The sequence below is a fragment of the Metabacillus arenae genome (assembly GCF_014773385.1).
GTDB lineage: Bacteria > Bacillota > Bacilli > Bacillales > Bacillaceae > Metabacillus_D > Metabacillus_D arenae.
On the sequence record NZ_JACXAI010000014.1, the window covers coordinates 114,533 to 127,641 of the forward strand.

General features: G+C 39.3%; 8 protein-coding genes. All 8 read left to right on the forward strand.

Features of this window, described 5'->3' with window-relative positions; genetic code table 11:
* The first annotated feature begins 27 nt into the window (after nucleotides 1-27).
* The 8 genes from IC621_RS12135 to IC621_RS12170 all read left to right on the forward strand — a co-directional run bounded on the left by IC621_RS12135 (nucleotide 28) and on the right by IC621_RS12170 (nucleotide 12,808).
* A complete protein-coding gene (locus IC621_RS12135) occupies nucleotides 28-2,112 on the forward strand; it encodes a sigma 54-interacting transcriptional regulator (protein ID WP_191158574.1) in 2,085 nt (694 codons plus the stop codon).
* A gap of 258 nt (nucleotides 2,113-2,370) precedes the next feature.
* The gene (locus IC621_RS12140) at nucleotides 2,371-3,741 is read left to right on the forward strand and encodes a CoA-binding protein (RefSeq protein ID WP_191158575.1); all 1,371 of its coding nucleotides are present in this window, start codon (nucleotides 2,371-2,373) and stop codon (nucleotides 3,739-3,741) included.
* A 97-nt stretch (nucleotides 3,742-3,838) separates the two neighbouring features.
* A complete protein-coding gene (locus IC621_RS12145) occupies nucleotides 3,839-5,026 on the forward strand; it encodes a thiolase family protein (protein ID WP_191158576.1) in 1,188 nt (395 codons plus the stop codon).
* A gap of 372 nt (nucleotides 5,027-5,398) precedes the next feature.
* Nucleotides 5,399-7,564: an acetate--CoA ligase family protein gene (locus IC621_RS12150; protein ID WP_191158577.1), complete on the forward strand. Its 2,166-nt coding sequence runs from the start codon at nucleotides 5,399-5,401 to the stop codon at nucleotides 7,562-7,564.
* A gap of 137 nt (nucleotides 7,565-7,701) precedes the next feature.
* Nucleotides 7,702-8,934, forward strand: a complete 1,233-nt coding sequence (locus tag IC621_RS12155) for an MFS transporter (protein WP_191158578.1) — start codon at nucleotides 7,702-7,704, stop codon at nucleotides 8,932-8,934.
* 111 nt (nucleotides 8,935-9,045) lie between these two features.
* Nucleotides 9,046-10,347 (forward strand): MFS transporter, encoded by a 1,302-nt coding sequence (locus IC621_RS12160; protein WP_191158611.1) that lies wholly within the window; start codon nucleotides 9,046-9,048, stop codon nucleotides 10,345-10,347.
* Between the two features lie 81 nt (nucleotides 10,348-10,428).
* Nucleotides 10,429-11,871, forward strand: a complete 1,443-nt coding sequence (locus tag IC621_RS12165; RefSeq protein WP_191158579.1) for an aldehyde dehydrogenase family protein — start codon at nucleotides 10,429-10,431, stop codon at nucleotides 11,869-11,871.
* A gap of 175 nt (nucleotides 11,872-12,046) precedes the next feature.
* A complete protein-coding gene (locus IC621_RS12170; RefSeq protein WP_191158580.1) occupies nucleotides 12,047-12,808 on the forward strand; it encodes an SDR family NAD(P)-dependent oxidoreductase in 762 nt (253 codons plus the stop codon).
* Nucleotides 12,809-13,109 lie beyond the last annotated feature (301 nt).

The window sequence follows — 13,109 nt, forward strand, 5'->3', positions numbered from 1 at the left end:
GTAAAAGTCTATTTGGAGGTGTCCGGATTGAAAAGGAAGATAAGTAAGGAAATTGCTGTGAAAACTTCTTTTCGAATAAAGGAGAATCAACATGTAACAGAAATCGTGCCATTATTTGAACATTCTAGCCTGGATGGTCTTCCTGTATATAGTATTCATGATCAGATAATTGGTATTTTGGCCAGGGACACCGTAATGAGTGCAATTTCGAAAGGTGTAAATGAAATTTCACAATTATTATTGAACCAAGATTATCTCTTAGTTTCTGAGACGGATGACATCTATACATTAATTAATAATAAAAAAGCTTATTATTTAGTTCAAAATAAATATAAATCAATAGTTGGAATCATCAGCGAAACACAATTAAAAGATGCCTATATCAATATGCTCCAATGTCGCTTGAAGGAATTGGAGGCTGTTTTCGAACATGCCCCAGTTGGAATTGTATCTATTGATAAAAATGGAATATATACATCTCATAATCCGGCAGCAGAAAAGATAACAGGCGTAAAAAAAGAAGATGCTATCGGTCGCTTCGTAACGGATGTGGTTGTTTTTAATGGGGTGCTGGAAGTCCTGCGGACAGGAGAAGCACAGGTCGCCAAAAAGTATGAGGTTGGAAATAGAAAAAGCATTGCAACGCGAACACCCATTATGGAAGGGAAAGACATTAACGGCGTCGTCTCCATTTTTCAGGATATTTCGGAGCTTGAGAATATATCGGATGAACTAGACTCTGTTCGCAAACTAAACCAGCAATTGGAAGCCATTATTAGTGCTTCCTATGATGGAATTATCATTACCGATTGCAATGGGGAAATTATTCGCTATAACCAAGCGATAGAAACGCTCTTTGTATCGGAATCTGACAAACTATCACATACAAATATATTTAACATTTTCCCTTCATTTAAATCAGATATCACTAAGAAAGTTTTGAAAGAAAGAAAATCTATCACTATATCGCATGTTATGGAATCAGGGGTCAACTTAATTATTACAGTAAATCCTGTTCATAGTAAGGAAAATATAGATTATATTGTAGTCAATGTAAGAAATATTACTGACTTAATTCAGTTAAAAAAGGAAGTAGAAGAAAATAAATTACTGACTGAGCGTTATAAAGAAGAATTATCCCACTATCGAACGGAATTGAAATCTCGGATCAATTTTATAGGTGAATCTTCGAAAATGAAACATGTTTTGCATTTAGTCAAAAAAGTATCTTCGTTTGAATCTACTACTTTAATATTAGGAGAATCCGGAACGGGAAAAGAAGAAATTGCAAGGCTCATACACCTTAATAGTTCACGGAGTGAAGGTCCGTTAATTACGATAAACTGTGGAGCGATTCCCGAGACCCTGCTCGAATCTGAACTATTTGGTTACGTAAGCGGGGCTTTTACTGGGGCCGGCCAAAAAGGAAAACCGGGTATGTTTGAATTGGCAGATAAAGGAACACTCTTTCTGGATGAAGTTGGAGATCTTCCCTTTCCATTACAAGTGAAGCTTTTAAGGGTTATTCAAGAAAAGGAAGTGACGCGAATCGGAGGAATCAAACCGACTAAAGTGGATGTCCGAATTCTTGCTGCAACCAATATGCAATTAGAAGAAAAAGTAAAAAGCGGAAAATTTCGCGAGGATCTATTTTTCCGTTTAAATGTGATCCCGATAATGATACCCCCGCTTCGCGAACGAATGGAAGATCTCATCCCATTAATCGAGATGTTCCTTAATGAATTCAATCAGTTTTACGGGCTGTCAAAAAAATTCACTCCAGATTCCTATGAAATGCTGTTGAAGTATAAGTGGCCAGGGAACGTCCGTGAATTGAAAAATGTTATCGAGCGGTGTTTTGTACTATCCGAAGATGATGCCATTAATTTAAAAGAAATTAATTTTCAATTATTTGTTCCGCAGGAAGTACCTAAGGTACAAAGTATGATGGACGATGAAGAAATTCGCCCCCTTAAGAAAGCGGTTATGGAGTTTGAGAAAAAACTAATAGGGAAGGCTATAGAGAAGTACGGGAATACTTATAGAGCTGCTGAAATTTTACATGTAGACCAATCTACCATTGTTCGAAAGTTACAAAAACTAAAAACGTAAATTATTGGTAAGACATCCTTCTTAATGATTTCCGTTCAATTTAAAGATAAAAACTAGGAAAAAGCCTTTTGCAAATAGCAAAAGGCTTTTGTCATTATTCAGGTATTTACCTCTCAACAATGTATAACCACATCAAAAATGGAAATTTGCATTTTTAATGAGAAAAGTAATCTATTTAATGCAGTGAAATAAACCTTTTCAGTTTGGCATAGTTTTTGCAAATAGTATTATATAAATTTTAATTTTGATTAGAAGGTGGTGATAATTCTGATTGAATACAACTTTCCTGACTTATCTTATCTACTCTCTCCAAAATCCGTTGCCTTTATAGGAGCATCGATTGACACCAATACAATTGGAGGAAGAGTACTTATTAATCTCCAAAAATCTCATTATAAGGGTAAAATCTATCCGGTTCACCCCGAGTACAATGAGATATTTGGGATAAGGACCTATCCTAATTTGATGAGTATACCTGAGCAGGTAGATACAGTTGTCATTATCGCAGCTGCAAGATCTGTCGTTCCTTTACTTAATGAATGTGAAGAAAAAAAAGTAAAATTCATTGTTCTTTTAACTTGCTTTGCTGAACCGGCTGAAGATCACCGTGTTTTAGAGAAAACATTAAGAGCGTTTTCTGATGGGACAGGAATCCGAATTTTAGGTTCCAACAGTTACGGCCTATTCAATATTAATGAACCGTTTGGCATCTCTTCCTCGCTGTTTTACGAACCGAACCGCTTACAAAAAGGAAGGATATCAGTTATCACCGTAGATGGAGGGTTAGGGAGAACCGTCCTGGATGCAGCTGATCGAGGAATTGGTTTCAATTATTGGATTTCTACCGGAAATGAATCTGATTTAGAAGTGGCTGATTTTATCAAATATATGGCATATGATTCCTCTACACAAGTCATTTTTGCATTAGTAGAAGGGATAAAAGATAAACAGAAATTTCGAAATGCGGCGAAAGCAGCGAACAGGGCAGGAAAGCCTCTGCTCCTATTTAATATTGGGAATCCGGAGACGGGAGTAGAGGATAATCAGGCAGGTATAATTTCGACTGCGGATATCAATGAACTGATTGATGTGGGATGGCTTTTTGTTACACATGGAATTCCTGCTGGAAACCGGATAGGTATATTTGCATACTCCCCTGGGATTAAAACTTTATTAGCCAATAAGTGTCGGTTAGCCAATCTTACTGTTCTCGACCTTACCAATAAAACAAAAGTACTTTTACAAGAACTAGCACCAGAGTTTGGGATGGCGTCAAATCCAATCCATTTAACGTCTTCCATTTTTCAAAATTTAGGAGTTTTTAGAGAATACCTGGAGATATTTGCTAACGATCCAAATTTGGATGTGGTATTCGTTCCATTTCCATACAAATTAGGAACCTACACGGAGATGATGGTGAGACAAACCATAGAAGTAGCAAAGCGTATGAATAAACCGATTATTCCGCTATGGACTTCTTTATCAGGTGAATTGGAAACGAGTTTCGAAATTTTGATTGATAGCCAACTGCCTTTTTATCGAACTGCCGATGCATGTATCCTTGCTGTCAAGCATTTTACAGATTATTACCTAAATCGGAGTGTCCTAATGAAAAAGAACATTTTATAGGAAGATTCTAAAGTGATTAAAAGGTAGCAAAGCGGATGAAGATCACAACTTAGATAATGCCAAAATACATTTATGTATGCTTAAGGAGGATGTAACAATGAATAATGGTGAGGTTGTTATTGTAAGTGCGGTAAGAACGCCGATAGGGCGGTTTGGTGGTTCTTTGAAGAACATCAACTCCGGCCAATTGGCTGCAATTGTGCTGCGGGAAGCAGTGCAGCGAGCGGGAATAGAACCGCAACAAATCGACGAAGTCATTTTGGGTGAGGTACGGCAAACCTCTGAGTCATCTAATGTCGCCAGGGTTGCTGCGCTAAGGGCCGGTATTCCAGAAACGACACCGGCATTTACAGTAAACCGGCTGTGTGCATCCGGCATGCAGGCTGTCGTTTCGGGGATTCAGCAAATCACCTTTGGGCAAGCAGAGGTCGTAGCTGCGGGCGGTACGGAGAATTTGAGCCGGGCACCAATCTATTTGCGGAATGCCCGCTTCGGTGAAGGCAATCCCCAATTAATAGATTCTCATACGGAAAATGGGGCGCAGCCGGCTGAAATCTATGGGAATCATATGAGTATGGTAGTGACCGCTGAAAATGTAGCGGAAAAATATCATGTGAGTCGGGAGGACCAAGATGCATTCGCTGCTGAAAGCCAGCGTAAAACGCAGCAAGCAAAGCAATTGGGCAGGTTTCAGGAAGAAATTGTAACGGTAACTGTCAAAGATAAGAAACAGACCATTGAATTTTCCGAAGATGAGCATCCACGGCCTAAAACGACAATAGAAACATTGGCTAAATTGCGTACCGTTTTAAAAGAAAATGGCACAGTAACCGCCGGAAACGCCTGCGGTCGAAATGATGGAGCCTCGGCAATGATTATTATGTCGGCTGATAAGGCAAAGCAGTTATGCTTAAAGCCGATGGCGAAAATTGTTGATTGGTCCACATCAGGGGTTTCACCGGAAATTATGGGAATCGGACCGGTTCCTGCCGTGAAAAAATTGTTGGCGAAAACGGGAATGAGCTTGTCTGATATCGGATTGATTGAACTAAACGAAGCATTCGCTTCACAATCGTTGGCTGTCATTAGAGAACTTGGACTCGATATGGAAAGAGTGAATGTCAACGGAGGGGCTATTGCACTTGGACATCCGTTAGGTGCAACCGGAGCGCGGATCATGACAACGCTAATGTTTGAAATGCATCGGCGTAATGTGCAATATGGAATTGCTACCTTATGCATCGGGGGCGGGCAAGGGATGGCGATATTACTGGAGCTGCTCTAAACTCTTAGAAGTCAATAATGAACCGAATTGATAACTGAATCCGAGCGGAAAAAATTAATATAGAACGACCGATTCATCTTCAAGCAATTAATTTGTGCAATTTTACATTGGATAAATGAATTATTACATTAATAGTTATGAATATTCTAAATAAATATAGCGAATTATGTACATTTTTATTTGGCACGTATATTGCATTAAGAGTTCAATAAATAGAGAACGAAATATTATAAAAATATTTTAATAGTAAAGAAAGTGTAACTTTTGACTGCTTATGTGTACCATTTATCTAATTGGAATTATTAGAAAAGTCAAAAAAAATTAAGTTTATGAAATGCATTTATGAAAATTGAACTTATGGAGGTCTAGAGCATGAAAGAAGCAATGAAGGCAAATATGGAGCATTTATTGGCACCAAAAAGTATAGCTCTCATCGGCGTATCCGGGGATCAATCAAGGGTGGGACATATCGGGGCAACGGGTTTAATGAACAATCTGATTAAATTCGGATATCAGGGGGACATTTATCCGATAAACCCAAAATATCAATCGATAATGGGTTGCAAATCATATCCTGATATTCAATCCTTGCCTAAACAAGTGGATTGCATAGTGATCGGATTAAAGCGGAAAATGGTTTTGCCGGTCATTGAGGAAAGTATCAAGAAGGGAATAAAGTCGGCAATTGTTATCACCTCAGGTTTCGCCGAGGATAATTCGATTGAAGGAAAGGAGCTGCAGCAAAAAATATCTGAAATTTCCCTAAAGAACGATTTTCGCATTTGCGGACCCAATTGTTTGGGTATAGTGAACGTACATCTTAACGCGGCTGCAAGTACTTCAAGCGGACTTTGGATTTCTCAGATACCAAAAGGACATGTTGCCTTTGTTTCACAAAGCGGGGCGCTGTCCAGCGCATTCCTTAGTCAGGCGGAAACGCTGGGGGTCGGTTTCAGCCATTTGGTTTCCACCGGTAATGAAGCGGATCTTCACATTGCTGATTATATAATGTATATGGCTGAAGACCCAAATACGAAAGTAATTGCAGCTTATATTGAAGGGATTCGTGACGGAGAACGATTTATTCAGGCGGCGGAAGCTTGCCGCCGGGCCGGAAAGCCGCTTGTTGTTTACAAGGTGGGAAAGTCGGAAAAGGCGGAAAAAGCTGCAAGAGCTCACACCGGATCATTAACAGGTTCCGATCAAGTTTACAATGCCCTGTTTAAACAGCAGGGCGTCATTAGAGCGCATACGCTGGACGGTTTATTGTTGGCAGCGGAAACGCTGGTTAAGCTGGAAGATAAAAGGGTTGGCAATAAAATAGGCGTGCTCTCCTCTTCTGGGGGCGCCGGCGGCGTTATTGCTGATTTTGCCGAGGAATTTGGGATGGTGATTCCCGATTTATCGGACAAGACATCACGACAACTGCGCGAAAAATTACCGTCTTTCGCAGCGGTAGGAAATCCGGTTGACGCAACAGCCGAAATCGCGCGCCACCCGGAGTTGTTTATTGATTTAGCTAAAATAATGGAAAAAGACGAAAATGTCGATATGATGCTGTTTTGTCTGACTACTTTGCCACCGATAGCTGCCAAAAGAATCACAGATACGTTTCTGGAGGCACAACATGAACTTGCCAAGCCTGCTATCATTTGTTGGTATTCGGGAAATCTCAACAATCCAGATTTTGATCGATTGAAACATTCCCGATATCCAGTCTTCAAAACTATCGAAACCTTATTTTCTACTATTTCTATTTTGCAAAAGCGAGAGAATCCAAAAACGAACATAACCATGGATTACAGTTCTTCGCTAATGGAGAAAAAATACATTAATAAATTGCGAAACGGTGAATCGCTTTCCGAGTATGAAAGCAAACATATCATCGAGTCTTTTAGAATTCCGGTAACGAATTCTGAACTGGTGCAGAGCATAGAACAAGCAAGGCAAGCTGCAGCAAGAATCACTTATCCCGTTGCACTAAAAATTGATTCGCAGGACATCCTTCATAAATCGGATAGCGGCTGTGTAGAATTGAATATTAAAAATGAAGAGGAGCTGGAAGTCAGTTACCAGATAGTTCTTCAAAACGCTGCCAAAGTCATGGGAGCAAGAATTAACGGTGTATTGGTGCAGGAAATGCTTCCACCGGCTAAAGAGGTGATTATTGGGGTTAAGAACGATCCGCAGTTTGGTCCCGTTGTCATGTTTGGATTAGGCGGAATTTTCGTGGAAGTGTTAAAGGATGTGTCGTTCCGGATCGCTCCGTTTGACAGAGAAACGGCCCTTTCCATGATCAAAGAAACCAAAACGTTCCGTATCTTAGAAGGAGTGAGAGGCGAGCAGGGTGCCGACCTTGAGACTTTGGCAGATATCCTGCACAAGGTTAGCCTTATGGCAGCTGCATTAAAGGATGAAGTGGAAGAGATTGATATTAATCCATTGATGGTCTTTCCGGAAGGGAGAGGCGCAAAAGCGGCAGATGCTTTAATTATTGGAAAAAGGGTGGTGGTATATGACCAACAAGCCGTTCGATGAAATGCAAATCGTTGAGGGAAGGTATTGGCAGGAAGGAAACAGGCTGCCGTTGGTGGAGGAACTTCACTAATTCAACGTTGATCCTCTCCCAATCATTGGGATTATCATATTACTTGTTCTAAGAAGAAGGTTTTAATATGTACTTAAGAAAATCCTATACGGTATGGATGTTTACATCTTTGTTATTCATTCAAATGACGGCATCCATGTCCCAGCTGGGCATTACTCCTATTTTGCCTTTTATTCAGCAAGAGTTACATTTATCGGTCGTACAAATGGGGTATTTGGCAGCCGCAGTTCAATTAGGAATCGCAATGTGTTCTATTCCTTTTGGGCTGCTAGTGGATTATTTCGGTGTAAAATGGATGCTCTTTCTTGGAGGGCTTTCGGTTGGGATGGCAAGCTTCAGTCTATATTGGCTGGAAGGATATGTGTTTATTCTGATTGCTTTCCTGCTTATTGGCATTTGCTATGCAAATTTTCACCCATCCATAAGTAAAGGGATCCTGATATTATTCCCGCCGCAGATTAGAGGTACTGGCATGGGAATTAGGCAAACAGTTGTAAGCGTTTCCGCTTTTATTGGGGCCGTTTGGCTTCCCTTTATGGCTGTAAACTATCATTGGAAGACAGGTTATTTGATCATTGGTTGCTTCTTGATGCTTATTAGTTTTACTGCTTTGTTTTTCCGGGATGTTGAACATGAAGGCCGTAAGATGAAAGATTCCGTGAACAGTTCGTTAACAAGAAGCCAATTTGTGTATGTTCTGCGAAACGAGACAATTCAAGCGATCTGCTTTACGACTCCATTTTTATTTATTGCCCAGTTCACAACGGCAGCTTATTTAGTGGTAGATGTGAACGAAAGGTTTGAAATCCCGCTGATCCAAGCAGGATATTTACTAGCTTTTTTGCAGTTTGGATCGATTGTTGGCCGGATTTTTTTTGGGATGCTCGGGGATTTGTTTTTTATGCACCGAAGAGAGCTATTGCTGGCGTGCATTTCGATTGCAACCGGCCTGATCATGCTTGCATTTGCACTGAACCCTTCTAACGGTTTTACAACACTCTCGATCTTTGCGTTTTTGATTGGCATGACAGGTTCGGGATGGGTTGGAATAATTAATGTTATTGTCATTGAATCAGTTGAAGCAAAGTATGTGGGAGTTGCAAGCGGCATTACAGCTACCTTGGGTTATTTAAGCCCGACGATAGGAACACCGCTCTTCGGATATTTACATGACTTTTTTGGTGGGTTTTCGCTTCCATGGATGATATTGGCAGGAAGTATGTTTTTCCCTGCTGTGGTTTTGTATCGCCTGCAAAGAAAGAAGGAACAGGATGTTGAAAGGACAAGCGTATCTGGTTAGGAGAGAAAAAGATGTGTAATAAGCAGCTTAGGTCTAAATAATTATTCTAGTTGAATTTATATGAAAGGAGGGGGAAGAGTGAGAGGAAAATATCGTTACCTGATCATGTCAATGCTTACAGTAATCACAATTATCAATTACATTGACCGTGGAGCTATTGCATATGCCGGAGAATTTATCATCGAGGAATATGGTTTGGATCTCAAATCATGGGGTCAAATCCTTGGTTTTTTTGGATACGGTTACATGCTTGGAGGTTTATTTGGTGGAATTTTGGCTGATAAGAAGGGGGCCAAATTTCTTTGGATCATAGCTGTAACAACTTGGTCTCTTTTTGAAATAGTAACGGCATTTGCTGGTGATATTGGGTTGACTTTGTTTGGTGGTTCTGCATTAATCGGCTTTGCTGTATTTCGGATATTATTTGGTGCTGCTGAAGGTCCATCTTTCACAGCTATTAACCGAACTGTGGCGAATTGGTCTGCCCCTGGTGAGAAAGCGTTCTTATTATCACTAGGACATGTAGGGGTACCCATTGGCGCTCTATTAACAGCGCCGGTTGCAGTCTTTTTAATATCCATTGTAGGGTGGAAAGGGATGTTTGTTGTTTTAGGTGTGCTTGGGCTGATATGGGTCTTGGTATGGGCAAAAATATTTACGGATTACCCCGAAAATCACCCGAGGGTTTCAAAGGAAGAGTTAGCTGAAATTCGTTCCTCAGAAGAGTTATTAGAATCAGAGAATGCACTTGAAATATCACAACATACTAATACATCTTGGTATCATTTTTTTAAAAACCCAACTCTTGTTCTAAATGCGCTAGGCTATTTTGGTACTAACTATGTAAGTTTTTTAATTTTAACATGGACACCTATATACTTACAGGACGTCTTTCATTACAATTTATCGTCTCTTTGGTATCTTGGAATGATCCCTTGGATAGGGGCTTGCATTACATGTCCGCTTGGTGCAAAACTTTCTGATCTACTGCGTCAAAAAACTAATAACTTGCGATTGGCTCGAACTGGCATAAGTATCATTTCATATTTTTTAACTGCTGTATGTTTTTTGATCATACTTACTGTTCATAGTCCGGGAGCGGTGCTATTCCTGATGTTTCTAGGAACATCGTTTACTTACCTTAACAGTACGCTATTTTGGGCGATTGTACTCGATACAGAGCCTTCGCGGGCAGGTGCATACGGTGGGATTTTACATTTTTTTGGTGCCTTTGCTAGTCTTTTAGCTCCAACATTGACGGGTTTCCTTGTCATGAATTACGGCTACACATCGATGTTTATTTCAGTGGTTGTTGCAGCTTTATTTACCATGGTTTGCATGGTTTTCGTTAAACCAGGTAAAAGAGTAAAGGAAAAGTTTTCTTCTGAATCCCAAGAAGTATCTCTTAATTGATAACGTTTTAAAGATTCAGTTCATATATCGAACCTAAGTCTCTGATGATGCAAATGCATTGTTTAGAAGGAGAGAGAGTAAATGAAAATATATGACAAATTATTTATTGGTGGCCAATGGGTTGAATCTAGTTCAGGAAAATTTATGGATATCATTAATCCTGCGAATGAGGAAATTTGGGCGAAGGTTACAGAAGGTATGGAAGCCGACGTCGATGAGGCTGTTAAATCTGCTAGATTTGCCTTTGATCATGGTATTTGGCGTAAGATGAGTACATATGAGCGTACTGAAATCTTACGAAAAATGGGGCAATTAGTACAGGAAAATGCAGAACATTTAGCAAGAATGGAAACATTGGAGAATGGAAAGCCTTATCATCTCGCTTTGCGCGAAGCTCAAAATAATCCTCAATGGTGGTTTTACTACGCGGGAATTGCCGATAAAATTCACGGGGAAACCATCCCTTTCGAAGACAATAAACATATTTTTACACTGAGAGAACCTTTAGGTGTGGTCGGTGCTATTACAGCTTGGAATACACCTTTGCTTATGGCAACTCAGAAACTATCAATGGCGTTAGCCGCAGGAAATACGGTTGTATTAAAACCTGCTAGGACAACCCCGATAACCGCATTAGAACTAGCAAAACTGGCTGAAAAAGCAGGTTTTCCTCCAGGAGTAGTTAATGTGGTAACAGGTAGAGGGGAAACAGCAGGAAATAGATTAGTTTCACATATGGATGTAGATAAACTTACTTTTACGGGAGCAACAGAGACTGCGAGAAAATTGATGAGCACTGCTTCCGTTAATATGAAAAAGCTAAGTTTTGAACTTGGCGGAAAATCCCCTCAAGTCATTTTTCCTGATGCTAATTTAGATGCTGCTTTTGAATCCGCAGTTACAAACGCTTTTGTATTAACAGGTCAAAGCTGTACGCTTGGTTCACGTGTTCTTGTACATCGAGACATTTATAAAGATTTTGTCTCAAAATATATTGAAAAAGTGAAGGAATTAACTGTGGGTGATCCTTTTACAAATGTTGATCTTGGTCCACATGCGCATGAACAACAACTTAATACAACATTAGATTATATTAATATCGGTCTAGAAGAAGGAGCAATTCTTGCCGCTGGTGGTGAGCGCCCAAGTGATTTGGCAAATGGATACTATATTCAACCAACTGTTTTTGTAGATGTAGACCCATCCATGCGTATTGCAAAAGAAGAGATTTTTGGCCCTGTTGTTTCTCTTATTCCATTCTCAGATGAAGAGGAAGCAATTGAAATTGCAAATAGTGTTTCCTATGGGTTAACCTCTGGAGTTTGGACGAAAGATACGTCTCGCGCTTTTAGAATGGCAAAAAATATAAAGGCTGGTACTGTTTGGCTAAATACTTTCAGGTATGTCCGTTGGGTAACACCTTATGGTGGTTATAAAGCCAGCGGCTGGGGCAGAGAAAATGGAATAGAGGCTATTAATGAATACACTCACGTAAAAACTGTGGTAGTTGATCTTGAAAATTAAAAAAACAAAATGGATGTAATTTTACAGATAGTTTACAACTAATTTTCAATGTATATCTATTGGAATGATGATGCCTTAATTGGTATTGGTTTCATTTATGCTGATATTGATTATTGTAGGGTCTTAAGAAAAATCTTCTAGGTGTAATTAATAAAATTTGAAAGGATGTAAATAAATGAGATTAGAAAACAAAGTTGCTGTCATTAGTGCAGGTGCTTCTGGAATGGGAAAGGCCGGAGCAATGTTATTCGCAAAGGAAGGAGCAATAGTAAATATCCTAGATATTAATCGTGAAAATGGAGAACAAGCTGTAAAAGAAATAAGAAATAATGGTGGAGAGGCAAACTTTTACTATACAGACATGTCAGATGTAACAGCTATTAAAACTTCGGTTGATAAAATTAAACATGAGTACAATCGTATTGATATTCTATGGAATCATGTAGGGATTCCAGGGCCATCAGGCTTATTAGAGGTAGAAGAAAACGATTATGACTTTTGCATGGACCTAAATATTAAAAGTGGATTTTTTACTACTAAGTATGCGGTTCCTGCCATGGAAGAAAGAGGCGGGGCCATTATTTTTACTACTTCTGCATCCGGTGTACAAGGATCTCCTTTTAGTCCAGTATATTCAGCGGCTAAGGGAGCAGTCGTTAATTTAGTTAGAGCCCTTGCAAAAAATCTGGGTCCTAAAAATATCAGAGTAAATAGTGTAAGTCCCGGTTTAACTGAAACCCCAATGATGAATCAATTCTTAAAACGAAATGAAGACGATGATCTGGAAGAGAACAAAAAAATCATTACAAGTAAAATCGCACTTGGAAGACTTGCCTCTCCAAATGACATAGCGTATGGAGCATTATTTCTTGCTTCAGAAGAATCCACCTACGTTTCTGGTATAAATCTACCTGTAGATGGAGGGCAGACAGCCTAAAAAATAGTTCTATCTTTTAAGTTGTGTGCGATTTACGATGATTCCACAGAGATTGCCCTAGGCTTTTTATGAAAAAAGTGACTTTCGTAAAAGTTCCTTTTTAATTATGTAACGCAGGAAATAATTTACTAACCATTCGGAAAATCATCATATTCCTTAATATTGTTAATTGATATAAAAACGGCCACAAGTGTTTTATTAAATTGATTAAATATTAAATTTTAGTAGTTAAACAAATATAAAGTCCTTTATACTGGGGTACTACATCAGAAACGAGTTCATCCATTTCATTACAAATAAT

Bases quoted from the DNA above. Each gene is read 5' to 3' on its own strand.
- IC621_RS12145 (WP_191158576.1), top strand. From the start codon at position 3,839: ATGAATAATGGTGAGGTTGTTATTGTAAGTGCGGTAAGAACGCCGATA.
- IC621_RS12150 (WP_191158577.1), top strand. From the start codon at position 5,399: ATGAAAGAAGCAATGAAGGCAAATATGGAGCATTTATTGGCACCAAAA.
- IC621_RS12155 (WP_191158578.1), top strand. From the start codon at position 7,702: ATGTACTTAAGAAAATCCTATACGGTATGGATGTTTACATCTTTGTTA.
- IC621_RS12160 (WP_191158611.1), top strand. From the start codon at position 9,046: ATGCTTACAGTAATCACAATTATCAATTACATTGACCGTGGAGCTATT.
- IC621_RS12165 (WP_191158579.1), top strand. From the start codon at position 10,429: ATGAAAATATATGACAAATTATTTATTGGTGGCCAATGGGTTGAATCT.
- IC621_RS12170 (WP_191158580.1), top strand. From the start codon at position 12,047: ATGAGATTAGAAAACAAAGTTGCTGTCATTAGTGCAGGTGCTTCTGGA.